This window comes from Luteimonas sp. A478, from assembly GCF_054052025.1.
The window spans coordinates 60215-79651 of record NZ_JBSVRF010000006.1 but is presented as its reverse complement, the minus strand read 5'-3'; the positions used below and the strand labels follow the sequence as shown (position 1 = coordinate 79651).

General features: G+C 66.8%; 24 protein-coding genes. 12 read left to right on the top strand and 12 right to left on the bottom strand.

Annotated elements, in window-relative coordinates; genetic code table 11:
• Positions 1-50: 50 nt before the first annotated feature.
• Positions 51-530, bottom strand: coding sequence for a DUF4426 domain-containing protein (locus ACW7G3_RS12145; protein ID WP_456983016.1), 480 nt, complete (start codon positions 528-530; stop codon positions 51-53).
• A complete protein-coding gene (gene proC / locus ACW7G3_RS12140) occupies positions 530-1375 on the bottom strand; it encodes a pyrroline-5-carboxylate reductase (protein WP_456983015.1) in 846 nt (281 codons plus the stop codon). Before proC ends, ACW7G3_RS12145 begins: the two co-directional genes overlap by 1 nt.
• Positions 1376-1702: 327 nt before the next feature.
• Between proC and ACW7G3_RS12135 the strand changes: the two genes are divergently transcribed.
• The 8 genes from ACW7G3_RS12135 to ACW7G3_RS12100 all read left to right on the top strand — a co-directional run bounded on the left by ACW7G3_RS12135 (position 1703) and on the right by ACW7G3_RS12100 (position 8687).
• Positions 1703-2740: a type IV pilus twitching motility protein PilT gene (locus ACW7G3_RS12135; protein ID WP_456975035.1), complete on the top strand. Its 1038-nt coding sequence runs from the start codon at positions 1703-1705 to the stop codon at positions 2738-2740.
• A 12-nt stretch (positions 2741-2752) separates the two neighbouring features.
• A complete protein-coding gene (locus ACW7G3_RS12130; RefSeq protein ID WP_456975033.1) occupies positions 2753-3883 on the top strand; it encodes a PilT/PilU family type 4a pilus ATPase in 1131 nt (376 codons plus the stop codon).
• A 123-nt stretch (positions 3884-4006) separates the two neighbouring features.
• A complete protein-coding gene (locus tag ACW7G3_RS12125) occupies positions 4007-4630 on the top strand; it encodes a superoxide dismutase (RefSeq protein ID WP_456983013.1) in 624 nt (207 codons plus the stop codon).
• A 145-nt stretch (positions 4631-4775) separates the two neighbouring features.
• Positions 4776-5234: an FKBP-type peptidyl-prolyl cis-trans isomerase gene (locus ACW7G3_RS12120; RefSeq protein ID WP_456975029.1), complete on the top strand. Its 459-nt coding sequence runs from the start codon at positions 4776-4778 to the stop codon at positions 5232-5234.
• A 64-nt stretch (positions 5235-5298) separates the two neighbouring features.
• Positions 5299-5865, top strand: coding sequence for a YqgE/AlgH family protein (locus tag ACW7G3_RS12115; protein ID WP_456983011.1), 567 nt, complete (start codon positions 5299-5301; stop codon positions 5863-5865).
• Entirely contained in the window at positions 5862-6326 is a 465-nt protein-coding gene (gene ruvX, locus ACW7G3_RS12110; RefSeq protein WP_456983010.1) for a Holliday junction resolvase RuvX, read from the top strand. The genes ACW7G3_RS12115 and ruvX overlap by 4 nt, the downstream gene beginning before the upstream one ends.
• Before the next feature lie 34 nt (positions 6327-6360).
• The gene (locus ACW7G3_RS12105; protein WP_456983009.1) at positions 6361-7296 is read left to right on the top strand and encodes an aspartate carbamoyltransferase catalytic subunit; all 936 of its coding nucleotides are present in this window, start codon (positions 6361-6363) and stop codon (positions 7294-7296) included.
• The gene (locus ACW7G3_RS12100) at positions 7293-8687 is read left to right on the top strand and encodes a hypothetical protein (RefSeq protein WP_456983007.1); all 1395 of its coding nucleotides are present in this window, start codon (positions 7293-7295) and stop codon (positions 8685-8687) included. Before ACW7G3_RS12105 ends, ACW7G3_RS12100 begins: the two co-directional genes overlap by 4 nt.
• Positions 8688-8727: 40 nt before the next feature.
• Here ACW7G3_RS12100 and mgtE read toward each other — a convergent pair whose 3' ends face one another.
• Positions 8728-10089, bottom strand: a complete 1362-nt coding sequence (mgtE, locus tag ACW7G3_RS12095) for a magnesium transporter (protein ID WP_456975023.1) — start codon at positions 10087-10089, stop codon at positions 8728-8730.
• 221 nt (positions 10090-10310) lie between these two features.
• Positions 10311-10703, bottom strand: a complete 393-nt coding sequence (locus ACW7G3_RS12090) for a PTS sugar transporter subunit IIA (protein ID WP_456983005.1) — start codon at positions 10701-10703, stop codon at positions 10311-10313.
• A 185-nt stretch (positions 10704-10888) separates the two neighbouring features.
• On the opposite strand from ACW7G3_RS12090, the gene ACW7G3_RS12085 reads away from it, so the two are divergent.
• Positions 10889-11230, top strand: a complete 342-nt coding sequence (locus ACW7G3_RS12085) for a hypothetical protein (protein WP_456983004.1) — start codon at positions 10889-10891, stop codon at positions 11228-11230.
• Positions 11231-11233: 3 nt separating this feature from the next.
• The gene (locus tag ACW7G3_RS12080; protein WP_456975017.1) at positions 11234-11569 is read left to right on the top strand and encodes a hypothetical protein; all 336 of its coding nucleotides are present in this window, start codon (positions 11234-11236) and stop codon (positions 11567-11569) included.
• A gap of 13 nt (positions 11570-11582) precedes the next feature.
• On the opposite strand, the gene rapZ is transcribed toward ACW7G3_RS12080, so the two are convergent.
• The 8 genes from rapZ to ACW7G3_RS12040 form a co-directional block, all read right to left on the bottom strand.
• Positions 11583-12458 carry an RNase adapter RapZ gene (rapZ, locus tag ACW7G3_RS12075; RefSeq protein WP_456983003.1) on the bottom strand — a complete coding sequence of 292 codons (876 nt, stop codon included), beginning with the start codon at positions 12456-12458 and terminating at the stop codon, positions 11583-11585.
• Positions 12459-12505: 47 nt separating this feature from the next.
• Positions 12506-12832 carry a ribosome hibernation-promoting factor, HPF/YfiA family gene (gene hpf, locus ACW7G3_RS12070; protein WP_456975013.1) on the bottom strand — a complete coding sequence of 109 codons (327 nt, stop codon included), beginning with the start codon at positions 12830-12832 and terminating at the stop codon, positions 12506-12508.
• Positions 12833-12954: 122 nt separating this feature from the next.
• Positions 12955-14367: an RNA polymerase factor sigma-54 gene (locus tag ACW7G3_RS12065; protein WP_456983001.1), complete on the bottom strand. Its 1413-nt coding sequence runs from the start codon at positions 14365-14367 to the stop codon at positions 12955-12957.
• Positions 14368-14434: 67 nt separating this feature from the next.
• A complete protein-coding gene (gene lptB, locus ACW7G3_RS12060; RefSeq protein WP_456982999.1) occupies positions 14435-15154 on the bottom strand; it encodes an LPS export ABC transporter ATP-binding protein in 720 nt (239 codons plus the stop codon).
• Positions 15154-15663, bottom strand: coding sequence for a lipopolysaccharide transport periplasmic protein LptA (gene lptA, locus ACW7G3_RS12055; RefSeq protein ID WP_456975007.1), 510 nt, complete (start codon positions 15661-15663; stop codon positions 15154-15156). The genes lptB and lptA overlap by 1 nt, the downstream gene beginning before the upstream one ends.
• Positions 15644-16204 carry an LPS export ABC transporter periplasmic protein LptC gene (lptC, locus tag ACW7G3_RS12050; RefSeq protein WP_456975005.1) on the bottom strand — a complete coding sequence of 187 codons (561 nt, stop codon included), beginning with the start codon at positions 16202-16204 and terminating at the stop codon, positions 15644-15646. The genes lptA and lptC overlap by 20 nt, the downstream gene beginning before the upstream one ends.
• Entirely contained in the window at positions 16201-16755 is a 555-nt protein-coding gene (locus tag ACW7G3_RS12045; protein ID WP_456982998.1) for a KdsC family phosphatase, read from the bottom strand. Before ACW7G3_RS12045 ends, lptC begins: the two co-directional genes overlap by 4 nt.
• Positions 16755-17753 carry a KpsF/GutQ family sugar-phosphate isomerase gene (locus tag ACW7G3_RS12040; protein WP_456983143.1) on the bottom strand — a complete coding sequence of 333 codons (999 nt, stop codon included), beginning with the start codon at positions 17751-17753 and terminating at the stop codon, positions 16755-16757. Before ACW7G3_RS12040 ends, ACW7G3_RS12045 begins: the two co-directional genes overlap by 1 nt.
• A gap of 128 nt (positions 17754-17881) precedes the next feature.
• Between ACW7G3_RS12040 and ACW7G3_RS12035 the strand changes: the two genes are divergently transcribed.
• Together ACW7G3_RS12035 and murA are read left to right on the top strand one after the other, a co-directional pair.
• The gene (locus ACW7G3_RS12035; protein ID WP_456975001.1) at positions 17882-18118 is read left to right on the top strand and encodes a BolA family protein; all 237 of its coding nucleotides are present in this window, start codon (positions 17882-17884) and stop codon (positions 18116-18118) included.
• A gap of 46 nt (positions 18119-18164) precedes the next feature.
• A complete protein-coding gene (gene murA / locus ACW7G3_RS12030; RefSeq protein ID WP_456982997.1) occupies positions 18165-19421 on the top strand; it encodes a UDP-N-acetylglucosamine 1-carboxyvinyltransferase in 1257 nt (418 codons plus the stop codon).
• Positions 19422-19437: the final 16 nt, after the last annotated feature.

Sequence of the window (19437 nt, the reverse complement as noted above, 5' to 3'; positions counted from 1 at the left end):
GATAGAAGCGCTGCAGCTGCCCGAACCGCCATCCCGGCCCGTTGATCCGATCAGCGCTGGGCCGGCATTATTTCCCTGCTGAAACGCAGCGTGGAGGTCTGGCCTTCCGCGGAAACCACATCCACCTGCAGTGTCAGCGTGTCCGGCGGCTGTATCTGGAAGGTGCCAACGTACTCCGCGGCGGAAGGCGGGGCAGCCCTCTCGAGGGACACTGCCTGCTCGACCCCGCGCAGGTCGCGCACGCTGGCGGTGATGCGGGACGGCGGCAATGCCAGTTCGCCCCCGTCCGGAGCGGTCAGCCTGACCACCAGCATGAAACCGTGGCGCTCCCGCCGCACGCCGTATCTGGCAGCGATGGCTTCCGGCAGGGATCCGGTATGCGCCACGCTGGCCTGGATCAGCATGTCGTGGCCCAGGAGTTCTTCCGCCGTCGCTTCCACCTGCGGCTGAGCGCCCGTCGCCGTGTCGGATCCGCAGGCAGCCAGCAGCAGGCAGAGCAACAGGGTGGAAGCCGCGGCGTGAACGGACATCAGTCGTTGGCAGCGGACAGTTCGCCGCCGCGCTCGGTGGCGCGGTTCATCGCGTGGGCGACGAGGTCGCGCAGGCCGCCGTGTTCAAACGCTTCGATGGCGGCGTGGGTGGTGCCGCCGGGAGAGGTGACGCGGCGACGGAGTTCGGCCGGGGACTCGTCGGTTTCGGTCAGCATGCGGGCGGCGCCCAGAATGGTCTGCAGCACCAGGGTGCGGGCGGCATCGGCGGGCAGGCCCTGGGCGATTGCGGCGTCCTCCATCGCCTCGGCCAGCAGGAAGATGTAGGCCGGGGCGCTGCCGGACGCGGCGGTGACGGCGTCCATCTTTTCCTCATCGTCGATCCAGACGGTGACCCCGGCGGTGGCCAGCACCGCATCGGCGCGCCGGCGGCCTTCGGCGTCCACGTTCGCGTTGGCGTACAGACCGGTGACGCCGGCGCCGAGCAGGGAGGGGGTGTTGGGCATCGATCGCACCACCGCCACGTCGCCGCCAAGCCAGCGCTCGATCTGCGCCGAGGTAATGCCGGCGGCCACCGACACCGCCACCGGCCGGGCGGCCCGGGCAGCGGCCTGCAGCTCTTCGCAGACTCCGCGCATCACCTGCGGCTTGACCGCGAACATCCACACCTGCGCGCCCTGTACCGCATCGATTGCGCTTGGGAAGGTGGCCACGCCGAAGTCCGCCTCCAACCCCCGTCGGGTGGATTCGCTGGGCGCCGCAACCCTGATCGAACCGGGATCGGTGCCACTGGCGATCAGGCCGCCGATCAGGCTGCGGGCCATGTTGCCCCCGCCAATGAAGGCGATGGTAGTGGGCGTGGCGAAGTCAGGGGATTGGGCAGTCATGGATCGGTCCTTCCGAAGTGCATGGGCCCCCCCATTGTAGGAGCGCGCCATGCGCGCGAAGCCGCGTGAATCCTTTCGGCCCGGGTGGCTTCGGCAGCGGCCAGCCAGCCGACGCCCCGTTGTCCTGCCAGGTGTCACGCGGCTTCGCGCGCATGGCGCACTCCTACGGGGGTGGGTGGCCGGTGCGCCGGGAGGGCGGCGTTTAAACAGGGGCGGGGCTGGATCTGTGACGCGGGTAGGACGCTATACTGCGGCCGGGGAGTACGCTTGGGCCTGCCTGGGGCAGCCCGGGCCCGCATCACTACAGCTGCTGCGCAGGGGACACGCATGGATATCGCCGAACTGTTGGCCTTCTCGGTCAAGAACAAGGCCTCCGACCTTCATCTGTCCGCGGGACTCCCGCCGATGATCCGGGTTGATGGTGACGTACGCCGGATCAACATTCCGGCGCTGGATCACAAGCAGGTGCACGCGCTGGTCTACGACATCATGTCGGACAAGCAGCGCCGCGACTACGAGGAATTCCTCGAGGTCGACTTCTCGTTCGAGATCCCCGGCCTGGCGCGCTTCCGCGTCAACGCCTTCAACCAGAACCGCGGCGCGGGAGCGGTGTTCCGTACGGTTCCCTCCGAGGTGTTGACCCTGGAAGACCTGGGCACGCCGGCGGTGTTCCGCCAGCTGATCGACCAGCCGCAGGGCCTGATCCTGGTGACCGGGCCGACCGGCTCGGGCAAGTCGACCACGCTGGCGGCAATGGTCGATCACATCAACAAGACCGAGTACGGGCACCTCCTCACCATCGAGGACCCGATCGAGTTCGTGCACACCGCGCAGAAGTGCCTGATCAACCAGCGCGAAGTGCACCGCGATACCCACGGTTTCAACGAAGCCCTGCGTTCGGCGCTGCGCGAAGACCCGGATTACATCCTGGTCGGCGAAATGCGCGATGTGGAAACCATCCGCCTGGCGCTGACCGCGGCCGAGACCGGCCACCTGGTGTTCGCCACCCTGCATACCTCCAGCGCAGCCAAGACCATCGACCGCATCATCGACGTGTTCCCCGCCGGCGAGAAGCCGATGGTGCGCTCGATGCTGTCCGAATCCCTGCGCGCCGTGATCAGCCAGGCGCTGCTGAAGAAGGTCGGCGGTGGGCGTACTGCGGCGTGGGAGATCATGGTGGGCACCCCGGCCATCCGCAACCTGATCCGCGAGGACAAGGTGGCGCAGATGTACTCGGCTATCCAGACCGGCCAATCGCTGGGCATGATGACCCTCGATCAGCATCTGCAGGACCTGGTCAAGCGCGGCATGGTCACCCGTGCCCAAGCGCGTGATTACGCCAGGGACAAACGGCTGTTCGAGTAACCGGAGCGCACCATGAGCAGTATCGATTTCACCTCGTTCCTCAAGCTGATGGCGCACCAGAAGGCGTCGGACCTGTTCATCACCGCCGGCATGCCGCCATCGATCAAGGTCCACGGCAAGATTTCGCCCATCACCCAGAACCCGCTCACGCCACAGCAGTCGCGCGACCTGGTGCTCAACGTGATGACGCCGGCGCAGCGCGAGGAGTTTGAAAAAACCCACGAGTGCAACTTCGCCATCGGCGTGTCCGGGGTGGGGCGTTTCCGGGTGAGCTGCTTCTACCAGCGCAACCAGGTGGGCATGGTGCTGCGCCGGATCGAAACCCGGATCCCGACCATCGAGGAGCTGAACTTGCCGCCGATCGTCAAGACCCTGGCGATGACCAAGCGCGGGATCATCATCTTCGTTGGCGCCACCGGCACCGGTAAATCCACGTCGATGGCGTCGATAATCGGTTATCGCAACCAGAATTCGACCGGCCACATCATCACCATCGAGGATCCGATCGAATTCGTGCACAAGCACGATGGCTGCATCATCACCCAGCGCGAAGTCGGCATCGACACCGACAGCTGGGAGAACGCGCTCAAGAACACCCTGCGCCAGGCGCCGGACGTGATCATGATCGGCGAGGTGCGCACACGCGAGGGCATGGACCATGCCATCGCTTTCGCCGAAACCGGACACCTGGTGCTGTGCACCCTGCACGCCAACAACGCCAACCAAGCGATGGACCGGATCATCAACTTCTTCCCCGAGGACCGCCGCGGCCAGCTGTTGATGGACCTGTCGCTCAACCTCAAGGGTGTGGTGGCCCAGCAGCTGATCCCCACGCCAGACGGTAAGAGCCGGCGCGTGGCGATGGAAATCATGCTCGGCACGCCGCTGGTGCAGGACTACATCCGTGACGGCGAGATCCACAAGCTCAAGGACGTGATGAAGGAATCCACCAACCTGGGCATGAAGACCTTCGACCAGAGCCTGTTCGAGCTCTACCAGGCCGGCGAGATCTCCTACGAGGACGCCCTGCGCCATGCCGACTCGGCCAACGAGGTGCGGCTGCGGATCAAGCTTGCCCAGGGCGGCGACGCGCGCACCCTGAGCCAGGGTCTGGACGGGGTGGAGGTGGCGGAGGCCAACTGAGCCCCGTCGCCCCGCCGCTTGCGGTGTTTTCGGCGCGGCAGGATGTTGCGTTGCGCCCGGTTGATCCCTTTTTTACTCCCCGGAGGCGACAATGGGGGTCCTGCCACTTTGCACGGAGATCCCATGACCTATTCCCTCCCCGATCTTCCCTACGCCTATGACGCGCTCGAGCCGCACATCGACGCGCAGACGATGGAAATCCATCACAGCAAGCACCACAACACCTACGTCACCAACCTCAATGCCGCGCTGAAAGACAGCGGCCATGAGGGCAAGGCGATCGAAGAGCTGGTGGCCGGCGTCGGCTCACTGCCCGAATCGATCCGCAACGCCGTGCGCAACAACGGTGGCGGCCATGCCAACCACTCGCTGTTCTGGACGGTGATGTCGCCCAAGGGCGGCGGCAAGCCGGAAGGCGTCGTGGGCGAGCGCATCGAGCGCGACCTGGGCGGTTTCGACGCGTTCAAGGAAAAGTTCGCCAACGCGGCCAAGGGCCGTTTCGGCAGCGGCTGGGCGTGGCTGACCGTTGACGCGGAAGGCAAGCTGGCCGTCGAGGACACCGCCAACCAGGACAGCCCGCTGATGAAGGGCATCGGCTCCGGCAACACCCCGATCCTGGGCCTGGACGTGTGGGAGCACGCTTACTACCTGAAGTTCCAGAACCGTCGCCCGGACTACATCTCCGCGTTCTTCGAGGTGATCGACTGGGCCGAAGTGGAGCGTCGCCTGAAGGCGGCCGAAGGCTGAGTTTTACCTTCCCGCGTTTCACCAGCGAAAGCCGGGCATTGCCCGGCTTTCCTGTTTCCGGGAGGACTGGCTGGCTCCGGCAGTTGCGTACCATGCGCCCGCACGCGAAGATCGGCAGCCCTGCCAGTCCTGGAATGCTCTTCGTATGGAAATCGCCTACCGCCGCATCGCCACCGTGCATTTCACCCTCACCGATGAGGACGGCAGCCAGATCACCACCACCCGTGGCCATGATCCGCTGGTGTACATGCACGGTACCGACAGCATTGCCAAAGGCCTGGAGGAGGCGCTGGAGGGCCGCGGCACGGGAGACCGGCTGGAGGTGACGGTGCCGCCGGAAAAGGGCTTCGGTCCGCGCTTTGAATCGCTGGTGCAAAGTCACCCGCTCAGCATCATCAGCGACGGCGTGACACCCGAGGTGGGCGCCAAGCTCAACGCGCAGACTGCCAATGGGCCGCTGGAAGTAAAAGTGGTCGCAGTCGAGGGCGACACGGTGACCGTGGACGGCAACCACCCGCTGGCCGGGCGGGCCTTCCGCGCGGAGCTTGAAGTGGTGGATGTGCGGGTAGCCACCCCGGACGAGATCCAGTTCGGCCTGGATTGACCCTGCAGATACCGGGCGCCCGGCCTCAAGCCGGGCTCTTCCGCCATGCCGTTAGAATGGGCGCATGTCTGTTGAAGCCACACCGCTCGCCGGCCAGCTGCTGATCGCGCTGCCGGTATTGGCCGATCCGAACTTCGCCCGTTCGGTCACCCTGATCTGTCAGCACGACCCCGATGGGGCGATGGGCGTGATCGTCAACCGCGTCTCCGAGTACACCCTGGGCGATGTGTTCGCGCAGATGGATATCGGGTGCGAAAACCCCCTGGTGAGCGGGCAGCCGGTGCTGGCAGGCGGGCCCGTGCATCCCGAGCGCGGATTCGTGTTGCACGACGGCGAGCGGCGCTGGGAATCGAGCATGCAGGTGCAGTCGGGCCTGCACGTGACCACGTCGCGCGATGTGCTCGATGCGATCGCCCGCGGCGAAGGCCCGGAGCGCGTGCTGGTGGCACTTGGGTGCGCCGGCTGGGGAGCGGGGCAGCTTGAGCAGGAGCTGGCCGAGAACACCTGGCTGACGGCCCCGGCCGATGCCGAGCTGTTGTTTGCGATGCCGCTGGAATCGCGCTGGCAGGCCGCGGCGGGGCGCATTGGCGTGGACATGCTGCAGATGGCCGGCTACATGGGGCGGGCATGACCGGCCTGGACCCGGCCAGCGTCGCCACGGTGCTCGGCTTTGACGTCGGCAGCCGCCGCATCGGCGTGGCCGTGGGCAGCAGCTTCGGAATGGGCGGTCGCGCGCTGGCGGTGGTCGATGTCCATTCTGGCGCGCCTGACTGGGTGCACATCGATCGCCTGCGGGCCGAGTGGCTTCCACAGGCGTTGATCGTTGGTGATCCAATCACCCTGGACGATGGCGACCAGCCGGCCCGCAAGCGCGCGCAGCGCTTTGCCCGCCAGCTGCGCGAACGTTACCGGGTGCCCGTGCTGCTGGTGGATGAGCGCTCCAGCTCGCGCGAAGCCGCGCGGCGCTTTGCCGCGGACCGGGCCGAGGGACGGCGCCGGCGCCGCGACGGTGCCAGGCAGGATGCTGAGGCAGCGGCGATCATCGTCCAGCGCTGGATGGAAGCGCCCGAAGACGCGGTGCCGCTCCCGTAGAATCAGCTCACGTCCGACCCCGCACGGTTTTTCTATGACTTCCCAGCTTGATGCCACCGGCCGCCTGCGCCATCTGCTGACCCTCGATGGCCTGCCTGCCGAGGTCCTGTGGAACCTGCTGGACCGCGCCCAGGCCATCATCGACGGCCAGGGTCCGGCGCCGGATGCCTTGTCGGGCCAGGCGATGTGCACGCTGTTCTTCGAGCCCTCGACCCGCACCCGGCTCAGCTTCCAGCGGGCGGCCCAGCGCCTGGGCGCGGACGTACTCGATTTCGACGCGTCGACGTCCTCGACCACCAAGGGCGAGTCGGCCATCGACACCTTGCGCACGATCGAGGCGATGGGCGTGCGCGGGTTCGTCCTGCGTGACCGGGAGGAGGGCGCGGCCGCGGCCTTGGCCGAGGCCGCGCGGCCGGATACCGCCATTATCAATGCCGGCGACGGCCGCAGCGCGCATCCCACCCAGGGGCTGCTGGACATGCTCAGCCTGCGCCAGGCCAAGGGGGGCGACTTTTCCCGGCTGAAAGTGCTGATGGTGGGAGACGTGAAGCACTCCCGCGTGGCCCGCTCGGGCCTGCAGGCCCTGCGTATCCTGGGAACCGGCCAGATCCGTGTGTCCGGTCCGGCGACCCTGTTGCCGGACGATGCCACCCTGGACGGCTGCATCGTGGATGACAATCTGGACGCTGCGATCCAAGGCGTGGACGCGGTCATGATGTTGCGACTGCAGCGCGAGCGTATGGAAGAAGGGCTGGTCGGCCCGCTGGAGGAATACCATCGCGACTGGGGCCTGACCGCCGCGCGCCTGCGCCGCGCCGCGCCCGACGCCGTGGTGATGCATCCCGGACCGATGAACCGAGGCGTGGAGATCGACGACGAGGTCGCTGACGGCCCCCAGTCACTGATCCTGCGTCAGGTGGCCAACGGCGTTCCCGTCCGCATGGCGGTGCTGGAGGCGCTGCTGGCATGAGTCACGCTGCGCGGCGGGATCTGGCGGTCGCCTTGTTCCTGTCCACGTTTGCCGCTTTGCTGTGGCTGCCGGCGCTTGGGACTCCCTTCTGGGGCGATGACTACGTGTACCTGCACGCTGCCCGGGTGGCCAATGAAACCGGTCAACCCTGGATCAGGACTTTTTGGCCGGAACAGCCATTACAGTTCTGGCGACCGCTCTCCCAGGAGGCCTTCTGGCGTGTGGTCGAAAGGAACCTGGGCGCGAATGCTCTTTTTGCCCATGGGGTGAATCTTCTCCTGCACTTGTTTGCCGCTGCGTGCGTGGGCCTGTTTGGACGATCACTGGCGCGGGCCTGTGCATGGGACCAGCCAATCGCCATCGCCTGGCTCTCATTCTCGGTCTATGCAGTGCTCGCGATCGGACTGTTGCCGGTGCATTGGGTGGCTGCAGCCAACAGTCCGATCCTGGTGGCATCGACTGCGCTGGCGTTGGCTGCATGGGTGGCCGCCAGCGTGGTCGAGCACCGGCTGCGGGTGCTGCTGCTGGCTGTCGTCCCTTTGCTGCTCGTCGTTGCATTGCTCAGCAAGGAATCGGCGGTAATGACGCTGCTGCTGATGGGGGTGACCACGCTGTTTGCGGGCTTGCGCGTGCACCGGGGGGAAGTGGTCACGTGGGCGGTATGCCTGGCCGTCGTGCTGATGTGGCTTGTGCTGCGCCACCAGGTGACTGAGAGCAAGGCCCCCGAATACGGGTTTGTATTCGGTACAGGATTTTTGCGCAACGGGGCCGTGCTGACGGCGTGGCTTCTCAACGTGCCGCGCGAGGCATTGCGGATGGTGGCCATGGGTGAACTGGTCCGCGGTGCGATCTGGGCCGCAGCTGTCGCCATCCCGATGGTATTCGCGTGGGTTCTGGCGGTGCGGTCGCCCGGCGGCGGGCGACTGACGGGAGCGCAGTGGGGGTGGCTGCCGGCGTATGTGCTATTGGCCTATGCCCCTTACTTTCCGTTGGCCTGGAACAGCTACGACTACTACGCAGCGGTTGCGGCCATTCTGCCCACGGTCGTGTTGGCGCGCTGCTTGCAGGGTCGGAAGGCAGTGGTTCTGGCGGCTGGCCTGCTTGGCGTTTCGTCACTGATGGCCGTGGCAGGTACGCTGCAGCTTGACCATCCCGGCTTGATCGGAAGGGCACACTGGGCGGAAGCAATGCTAAGGGAGCTGGAGCGTTCGGCGCCCGAGCCGCCTCTCGCCGTGGAGGTTGGTGACCAGCAGCGCTTCTATGCCATGGGTGCGCATGGCATCGCTTGGCGTTTGGGCCTGGATCCGGCGGAGGTGCACATCGTGGCCACATGTCCCGTGGCCGGAGCGTGCCTGCGCATTCATCCCGATGGGAGCTGGCACTTGCGCTGAACGCGACTTGCGCCCGGGCTGGGGCTGCCTGGATCCAGCCTCAGTTCAACAGGATCAGCGTTGCCAGGCCAAGGAAGCTGAAGAAGCCCATCACGTCGGTCACCGCCGTGACCACCACGGTGCCGGCCACGGCGGGATCGACCCGCATGCGCCGCAACAGCAGTGGCACAAGCACCCCGGCCAGCGCCGCGGAGCTGAAGTTGATCACCAGCGCGATGGTGATCACCAGCGACAGCAGCCAGTCGTGGAACCAGACCAGGGCGATGATGCCTACCAGGCTGCCGATCAGCAGCCCGTTGATCAGTGCCACCCGGACTTCCTTCCACAGCAGGATCCTGGCGTTGCTTGCGCCCACCTGGCCCAGGGCAAGGCCACGCACCATCAGGGTCAGCACCTGCACCGCGGCGTTGCCGCCAATTCCGGCGACCACCGGCATCAGCACCGCCAGGGCCACGATCTCCTCGATCGTGGCCTCGAACTGGCCGATGACGATCGCCGCCATGAAGGCAGTCATCAGGTTGATACACAGCCACACCACGCGGCCGCGCACGGCGCGTGGGACAGGGGAGAACAGGTCCTCATCCTCGTCCAAGCCGGCGGCGCTGAGCGCCTGGTGCTCGGCCTGCTCGCGGATGATGTCGACCACGTCGTCAATGGTGATGCGCCCGCGCAGCACGTTGCCGTCATCGACCACCGGGGCCGAGACCCAGTCATGATCGGAGAACTGGCGCGCCACTTCCTGGGCCGATTCGTCCACGTGCAGCGAGTCCAGTTCCTCGTCGATCAACTCGTTGATCGGCGTGGCCGGATCGCGGGTCACCAGGTCCTGCAGTGCTACCCAGCCCATCAGCTGGTGGCGGCGGTTGACCACGTACAGGTGGTCGGTGTGCTCGGGCAGCTCGCCGCGCAGGCGCAGGAAACGCAGCACCACGTCCACCGTCGTGTCGGCGCGCACGGTGACCACGTCGGGGTTCATCAGCCGGCCGGCGGTGTCTTCGTCGTAGGACAGCGCCTGCTCCAGGCGCTCGCGGTTCTCGCGGTCCATCGAGCGCAGGATCTGCTCGGTGACCGCTTCGGGCAGGTCTTCGACCAGGTCGGCCAGGTCGTCGATGTCCAGGTCTTCGACCGCGGCGACGATTTCGTCCGGGTCCATGTCCGCGATCAGGCTTTCGCGGACCTCGTCACCTACGTGGACCAGCACCTCGCCGTCGTCTTCCGCGTCCACCAGGCCCCACACCACCATGCGCTTGTCCAGCGGCAGTGATTCGAGCAGGTTGCCGATCTCGGCTGGGGCGAGGGTGTTGACCATCCGCCGCACCGGCCCCAGCCGACCGCTGTCGAGCGCATCGGAGAGCAGGCGCAGCTGGCGCGCGGTCTTGTCGTGGCGGGCGGCTTCGGCCATGGGGTGGAAAGTCGCGGCTGGCGGGCACTGCCCGGGCGGCTGTCTGATTCCGGAAACCGGACCATGGATCGCGGGGCCGGACGTTCAGGAGTCGGTGCAGTCGCGCCGTGGACGGCGACCTCTGGGGTGGTTCCATCGCCACTTGCAGGCGCGACAGGTCATGCATTCGTGCGCACATTATCCCTGCTTGGCGCAATTCTGCACGCGCACAGAGCGTCAGCTCAGCCTTCGCCGTCGAGGATGACTCCGTTACGGCCGCCGGCCGCGGCGATGGCCGGCATTTCGTCGAGCGGTTGTTCCGCGTAGTCCAGCACCCGCAGCAGCATTGGCAGGCTGAGGCCGGACACCCTCCGCGTCGGTGTGCCCAGGTGCGCCAGCCTCGCTGCCAGGGTGGCGGCGCTGGATCCCTGCATGTCGGACAGCAGAAGTACCCCATTGCCACCGTCCACTTTGCGCAGGGCTGCGCTGGCCGCCGGCAGCAGGGTAGCGGGGTCGGCGCCTGGAGGCACTTCAAATGCCGCGCATGCCAGCGGCAGATTGCGCTGGGCAGCGGCGGCGACGAGCAGGGCGGCACCGATGCCGGGCTGGGTGATAAGCAGGATACCAACGGCCATCGGGACAAATTACCAGAGCAGCGGAGGGGTCGGCACCGGCGGTGTCTAGGGTCTGCCCCAGCTTACGCGGGCAGCCACGGCTGATGCACGATCGCTATCGAACAAGAAGTGTCTCATCGAAGGCGCCGGCCGCAACTTCAGGCCCGAGGTGCAGACACTGAAACCAAGCCACCAAGGAGATGGCCATGCTGGGTTCAATAGGCAACACGATTTCCAACTTTGCCGGCAATTTCGCCGGTAACCTGCTTGATCGCCTGGTGGACCTGGCTCCAAGCCTGTTGACCACCGCCCTGTCGGCTGCAGCCAACCAGGTGCTGCCGGGTTCTGGGGCACTGGTTCAGGCCTTTGCCGGCCCGATCGTCGAGGCGGCTGTCTACGCTTTTGAAAGCGCGTTCCACGAGACTCTGCTGCCGGTTATTTCAGACGCACTCGCCGGCATCGACCTGCCGGATACCGACGCGGGCAACCTGGGGGAGCAGATGCTCACCACCTTCGCGGATGGCTTCCGCCAAGGCCTTGGTGCCTGATCCATGACGGATGCAGGTGACGCCTGGCAGCATCGCCAGCAGTGGATCGAAGCGATCACCGGCCTGCGTGACGGCGACGCTATTACCGAGCAGGACAGGGAGCTCCTGCATCGGGAATACGACCGGATGCAGCAGAGCGTGCAGGAAGCCATGCAGGCCATGGCCCCGGAATACGCCCAGCGCATCCGCGAGGATGGCAAGGAGCCGGCGGACGAGTGGATCCACGCCCGCACCCACGAGCTTGGCGTGGAGAACGGCCGGCGCCTGCGTCAGGCGCTGGAAGAGTTGAGCTTCGCCGACCAGCTTGAACTCGACCGGATCGGGCAGGGCGGGCACTAACCCGCCCGCTCCCCTAGTCCAGTTGTCGGTGGAAGGTGGTGACGTCTTCCCAGCCCTGGCCACGTGCATGCGTGGCCATGCGTTCGGCCAGGTAGACCGAACGATGCCGGCCCCCGCTGCAGCCGAAGGCAACGGTGCAATAGGCCCGGGTATCCGAGCGCATCTTCGGCAGCCAGTGGTCGAGGAACGTCGCTACCTGGCGGAAGTACTCCTGCACGTCCGGGCTGGATGCGAAGTAGTCGGCGACCGCCTCGTCGCGGCCGGATAGGGGTCGCAGTTCCGGCTCCCAATGGGGATTGGGCAGGCCGCGGGCATCGAACACGAAGTCCGCATCGGCCGGCACCCCATGGCGGTACGCGAAGGATTGGAACAGCAGCGAGAACGAGCGCTCCACTGACAGGTCAAGCTCGGCGATGATGCTCCGCCGCAGTTGGTGGACATTGAGCTTGGTGGTGTCGATCACCACGTCGGCCAGCGTCCGCAGCGGGCGCAGCACCTGGCGCTCCAGGGCGATGGCGTCGTGGAGCGACAGCCCCAGGTGGCTCAGCGGGTGGCGGCGCCGGGTATCCGCGTAACGCTTGAGCAGCTGCTGGTCGCCGGTCTCAAGGAACACCAGCCGGGGATCGAATCCCAGACTGGCGACGGCCGACAGCCACCGTGGGATGTTGGCCAAGTCGTCTTGGCGGTTGCGCACGTCGATCCCGACCGCCAGCTTGCGGGCCCGCCCCTCGTCCTGGCCCACGCTGCGCACGAAGTCCGGCAGCAGGTCGGCGGGCAGATTGTCGGTGCAGTAATAGCCCAGATCCTCGAGGGTCTTGAGCACTACCGACTTGCCGCTGCCGGACATGCCGCTGACGATCAGCAGTGAAGAGCCGGATACCTCGGTCATTGGCTGTTCCTTGCGGGTCGCGAGCGGCAATCGTCCGGCAGCGGGGCTCAGCCGAAGCTGCCGTCGCGGATCGGGTTCTCACCGCGATGATGATCGCCCATCTTGCCCTTGTGCTTGACCAGCAGGCGGTCGAGCTTGTCGGCCAGTACATCGATGGCGGCGTACATGTCCACGCCGGTGGCGTCCGCGTGCAGCGTGCGGCCCGGCAGGGTCACGGTGGCCTCGGCCTTGTGCTTTGGCTTGTCGATGCTCAGCTGGGTACGGATCTCGAACGGGTCGTCGAAGTGGCGCGACAGACGCTTGAGCTTGGTTTCGACGTAATCGCGCAGTGCGGGGGTGACTTCGATCTGGTGCCCGTGGGTATCAATTCGCATCGGCAACTCTCCTATGCATCAGGGATCGGGTGTACGCAGCGCGTATTGACAGAGTAACCCAACGCTGCGGACAGGCAAGCGCAGGGCTTGCACCGTGTTTGACCACGGAACCGGACAGCAGTTCAGCCCAGGCGGACTCGATCGTGGGAGGACGGGATGCTCAGCGCTTCGCGATACTTGCTGACCGTGCGCCGGGCCACCATGACGCCTTCGGCCTTCAGTGCCTCGGCCAGCCGGGCGTCGGACAGTGGCTTGCCGGGGTTCTCGGCCTCGACCAGGTGCAGGATCATCTGCTGGATGGCGATGCTGGAGGCCTGGCCGCCACTGTCCGTGCTGACGCCCGAGGCGAAGAAGTCGCGCAGCGGCAGCGTGCCGCGTGGGGTGCGCGCGTACTTCCCGGCAACGGCGCGCGACACCGTGGACTCATGCATCCCGATTTCGGCGGCCACTTCACGCAGGGTCAGGGGCCGCAGCGCCTGCGGGCCGAACTCAAGGAAACCCGACTGCTGGCGCACCAGGCAATTGGCCACCTTGAGCAGGGTCTCGCCGCGCTGCTGCAGGCTGCGCAGCAACCACCGCGCCTCCTGCAGGCGGCCCCGCAGGTAAGCTCCGTCGGCCTCGCTGGTCTGGCCGATCATGCCTTCGTAGCCGCGGTGAATGGTGACCCGGCTGGCCGGGCCGTCCACCAGGCTGACCTTCCACACGCCCTCGTGGCGACTGATGGTGCAGTCCGGTGCCACATAGGTCTCATGCGGCAGGGCCCCCATGCAGCTGCCCGGATGGGGGTTCAGGGAGCGCAGCAGCTGCAGGGCCACATCCGCCTCATCGCGCGGGCAGCCCAGCGACTCGGCCAGGCGGTCTTCACCCAGTCGCGGCAGCGTTTCCAGAAGCTCCTCCACGATGCGCACCGCAAGCTCGAGGCCCGGGGTCGAACGGTCCAGCACGGCCAGCTGCAGCAGCAGGCATTCGCGCAGGTCGCGGGCGCCCACGCCGATCGGATCCATGTGCTGGATCCGGGATAGCACTGCCTGGATCTCTTCGTGCGTGCAGGTGACCTGGGGAGCCAGGGCCGCGAGGATGTCGTCAAAGCCGCAGCGCAGATAGCCATCGTCCTCGATGGCATCGATGATCGCTTCGCCGATCAATCGGTCATGCGGGGATAGCTGGGAAAGATTCAGCTGCCAGGCGAGGTGTTCGCGCAGGGTGTCCGGATCGGCTGCCCGGTCTGCGGGATCCCGGTCGTCATCGAAGCTGCCGCCACCGCCGGAGCCCTGCCAGCTTTCCCCACCGCCCCAGTCCTCGCTGTCGGCGACCGCCGATTCGCCATCCGTCGCAAGCGGAGCGTCGGCTTCCGGTGTGGGGTCCGTCGTTGGCGAGGCGTCCTCCTCCCATTCCAGCAACGGGTTGCTCTCGACCGCCGCGCTGACCTCGGCTTCCAGATCCAGCGCCGACAGCTGTAGCAGGTGCAATGCCTGCATGAGCTGCGGCGTGAGCACCAGCTGTTGTCCCAACGATGTCTGCAGGCGCTGCTTCATTGTTCCCCATGATGCAACGTCCGGGCTGGCCGGATCCGGACAATCAGTTCATCCCGCCTGCGCAGCGTTACAGGCGGAACGAGTCCCCCAGGTACACCCTGCGCACATCAGGATTGGCCAGCAGCGCGTCCGGAGCCCCCTGCGCGAGTACGCTGCCTTCATTGAGGATATACGCACGGTCGCAGATGCCCAAGGTCTCGCGCACGTTGTGGTCGGTGATGAGCACGCCGATGCCGCGGTTCTTGAGGTGGCGGATGATGCGCTGGATGTCGCCGACCGAGATCGGGTCGACGCCCGCGAACGGTTCATCGAGCAGGATCATGCGCGGCTGGGCGGCCAGTGCGCGGGCAATTTCCACGCGCCGCCGCTCGCCGCCGGACAGGCTCGCACCGGCCTGGTCGGCCACGTGGGTGATCTGGAGTTCTTCCAGCAGGTTGGTCAGCTCGGCTTCGCGTTCCTTGCGGCGGAGGTTGTCGCGCAGCTCCAGTACCAGGCGGATGTTGTCGGCCACCGACAGCTTGCGGAACACAGAAGGTTCCTGCGGCAGGTAGCCCACGCCAAGGCGGGCGCGGCGGTACATGGGCTCGTCGGTGATGTCGCGCCCGTCCAGCACGATGCGCCCGGCATCAGCAGTCACCAGACCGACGATCATGTAGAAGCATGTGGTCTTGCCGGCGCCGTTGGGACCCAGCAGCCCCACCACTTCGCCGGCTTCCAGGGTCAGGCCGAAGTCGCTGACCACCTCGCGCGAACGGTAACGCTTGCGCAAGCCCTCCGCGGCCAGCATCAGTTGCTGTCCTGGCGCTGGCTGCGCGGCTGGATGCGCATGTGCACGCGTCCGGCGCCTTCGCCGCCGGCTTCCACGCGTTCGGTCTGCAGGTTGTAGACGATGCGCTCGCCCCGCATGTCACCGCGCGGCTGCTCCACCAGGGCATTGTCGGTCATGGTGAGCGTGTCGTTGCGCATGTCGTAGACAATGCGGCCGGCATGGGCGTTGAGCGGCTCGCCCTCATCGGTTTCCTGGAACATGGTGGCCGGGCTGCCGGTCAACACCACCCGATCCACTTCGCCGCCGCGCAGGGTCACTTCGGCGCGATCGGACTTGATCTCCAGGGTGCCCTGGGTGATCACCACGCCGCGGGACATGATGATGGGCTCGCCATCATTCAGCCCGCCTACCTGGTGGCCGGAGTGGATATCCATCGGCTGGTCGCGATCGGACTGGCGCCCGTGCGCGGACGCGGCCGCCAGCAGGGCGGCGGTAAGCAGCAGGGCACTAGCGGCGCGTCGGGACATAGCGGGTCTCTACCTCGGAATGGAGCACATAGCGCTTGCTGGACAGATCCACGTCCAGCCCGCGGCCCTGGATTGTAGAACCGGGCTGTTGCACGGTCACCAGTTCCTGGCTGCTTGCGGTGCGCTTCTCGGGGAATACATTCAGCTGCTCGGTGTTCATGGTGACCGGGCTGCCGTTGTTGTCGGTGCCGTCGGCCTGGACATCCTCGCGCAGCATGATCTCGTCGTGATCGGCGGTGATCAGTGCGTTCTGCGAGCGGATTTCCCAGTGTGCGCCGTGGGAGTCGGGCACCAGGAACAGCGGGGTCTGGATGCTGATCGTGCGGTCTTCGGGATGCTGTTCCAGCCGCGGTGCGCGAAGGGTGAAGGCCTCGCTGCCTTCGCTGCTCAGGGCGGTGAGTTCGAAATCGGTCAGCACGTAATCCGAGCGCAGCGGATCAATGGTCTGGACCACCGGCTCGGCGCGCTGGCGCCAGGCCGACCAGCCGGAAAGGATCGCCGCCACCACCAGCACCCCCGCCGTCACGCCGCGCCAGTTCATGCCCGCCGCCCGTCAACGCGGGCTTGCAGCAGGCCTTCCACCGCGCCCTGTGCGGTGAGCAGCAGGTCGCACAGCTCGCGGGCCGCGCCTTCGCCGCCGCGGGCGGTGGTGCGCCAGCAGGCTTCGGCCGCGGTCCAGGCGTGGGCGTTGGCTGGGGCCGCGGCCAGGCCGACCGCGCGCATGGGCGCAAGATCAGGCAGGTCATCGCCCATGAAAGCCACTTCGTCGAGGCCGATGCCCGCTTCGCTGCACAGCATCTCTACCTTGGTGAGCTTGTCGGCTACCGCGCAGAACGCGTCGATGCCCAGCTCGGCCGCGCGCCGTTCCACTGCCGCGCTGGCCCGGGCAGTGATCAGCGCCACGCGGATGCCGGCCTTGCGCAGCAGCACCAGGCCCTGGCCATCGTGCACGTGGAAAGCCTTCATCTCGCCGCCCTGGGCGTCGAAGTACAGGCGCCCATCGGTCAGGGTGCCGTCCACATCGAAGCAGGCCAGGCGTATGCGCGCGGCGCGGGCCAGCAGTTCGGCTGGGAAGGATGGGGGTCCGTCCATCACACCACTCTCGCACGCAGCAGGTCGTGGATGTTGAGCGCGCCCACAACGTGGCCGTCGGCGTCGACCACCAGCAGGCCGTTGATCTTGTGGGTTTCCATCAGCCGGGCGGCCTCGACGGCCAGTGCGTCGCTGGCGATGGTGACCGGGGTGCGGGTCATGACCTCGGACACCCGGGTGGTGCGCACATCAACGCGCTCGTCCGCCAGGGTGCGGCGCAGGTCGCCATCGGTGAACAGGCCGAGCAGGCGACCTTCGGCGTCGACCACCGCGGTCAGGCCCAGGCGCTTGCGGCTGATTTCGAGCAATGCTTCGGCCAGGGTGGCTTCCTCGGCCACGCGCGGCACGTCATCGCCGCCATGCATCACGTCGTCGATGCGCAGCAACAGCTTCCGGCCCAGCGCGCCGGCGGGGTGTGAGCGGGCAAAGTCGTCGGCGGTGAAGCCGCGCGCGTTCAGCAGGGCCACGGCCAGCGCGTCGCCTACGGCCAGGCTGGCGGTGGTGCTGGAAGTGGGAGCCAAGCTCAGCGGGCAGGCTTCGGCCGGCACGCTCACGTCCAGATGCACGTCGGATTCGCGCCCGAGCGAGGACCCGGGCCGCCCGGTCATGGCGATCAGCACATTGCCCTGGCGGCGCAGGCCCGGCAGCATCATCATGATCTCGTCGGATTCGCCGGAATAGGACAGCGCCAGCACCACGTCCGCATCGGTGATCATGCCGAGATCGCCGTGTCCGGCTTCGCCCGGATGCACGTAGAACGCGGGGGTGCCGGTGGAGGCGAGGGTGGCGGCGATCTTGCGCGCGATGTGGCCGGACTTGCCCATGCCGGTGCAGACCACCCGACCCTGGCAAGCCAGGATGCGTTCGCAGGCATCGCTGAAAGCACCGTCCAGGCGATCACCGACTGCCCGCAGCGCATCGATTTCTATTTCAATCACGCGCCGGCCGTTGGCGGCGAAATCGGAGGTGGCGGACGGTTGCGTTGCAGGGGTGACCATATCCAAGCTGATGGCTTTCCGTTAGGCTAAGCTGTTCATTTTACGCATGTCCCGCCGTGAATACCCCGCCGTCGCCTCCGACGCGGGTTGCTGCTCAGGCGGGCTTCACGAGCCGGAGCTGGCGCACGTTGGACGCACAAACCATCTGTGAACTGATTGAAAAGGGCTTGCCTGACGCCCGCGTGGAAGTACAGGGCGCCGATGGCGTCCATTTCGAAGCGGTGGTCGTGTCGGAATCCTTCCGTGGCAAATTGCCCCTGGCCCGTCATCGCATGGTGTACGCCACGCTGGGCGACCGTATCCAGACCGGTGAAATCCACGCCCTGGCCCTGACCACACTGACTCCGGACCAGGCTGCTTCCTGATCCTGGGCGCCGACTCCTGAGCGTCCGCCCGCGGCTGCACTCTCCCATGAAAAAAATCCGAATCCTCGGTGGCACTGCGCTTCACGGCGAAGTAGCCATTTCCGGTGCCAAGAACGCCGTCTTGCCCATCCTCTGCGCGAGCCTGCTGGCCGATGGGCCGGTGCAGATCGACAACGTTCCCAATCTGCAGGACGTGCTGACCACGGCGCGCCTGCTGCGCGAGCTGGGTGCGGACGTGGAACACGACGTCGCCAACTCCCGTTTCCGGATCGATCCCTGCCCGGCGACCGGCCACGTGGCCCCGTACGAGCTGGTACGCACCATGCGCGCCTCGGTGCTGGTGCTCGGTCCATTGCTGGCCCGCCACGGCGCGGCGGAAGTGTCCCTGCCCGGCGGCTGCGCGATCGGTTCGCGTCCGGTTGATCTGCACATCCACGCCATGCAGGCGCTGGGGGCTGAGGTGGAAGTCGAACACGGCTTCATCCGCGCCCGCGCCAGGCAGCTCAAGGGCGGGCACATCGAGTTTCCCATGGTCAGCGTGGGCGCCACCGAGAACGCCCTGATGGCCGCCAGCCTGGCCAAGGGCACTACGGTGATCGACAACGCCGCGCGCGAGCCGGAGGTGGTGGACCTGGCCGATTGTCTGATCGCGCTGGGCGCCGACATCGAAGGCGCCGGAACCGGTCGGATCGTGGTGCGCGGGGTGGAGCGCCTGGCTGGAGGCCGGCACGCCGTGCTGCCGGACCGGATCGAAGCCGGCACCTTTCTGGTGGCCGCGGCAATGACCGCTGGCTGCGTGACCGCCACGGGCACCCGCGCCGACACCATGGTTGCCGTGCTGGACAAGCTGGCCGAAGCCGGCGCCCGGCCCGTCATCGAGAGTGACCGCATCACCATCGACATGCGCGGCCGTAAGCCTCAGGCGGTCAATCTGGTCACTGAGCCGCATCCGGGCTTCCCCACCGACATGCAGGCGCAGTTCATGGCCATGAACTGCATCGCCGAGGGCATCGGCACCATCGATGAACGGATCTTCGAAAACCGTTTCATGCACGTCAACGAGTTGATGCGCCTGGGTGCCGACATCCATGTCGAAGGCAGCCGGGCTACGGTCACCGGCGTCCGGGCCCTCAGTGGCGCTCCGGTGATGGCCACCGACCTGCGCGCCTCCGCTTCGCTGATCCTGGCGGGCCTGGTGGCCTCCGGAGAAACAGTGATCGACCGCATCTACCATCTGGACCGGGGCTACGAGAACATCGAAGCCAAGCTGTCCGGGCTGGGCGCACAGATCTCGCGGATCTGACCGGCCTTACGGCCGC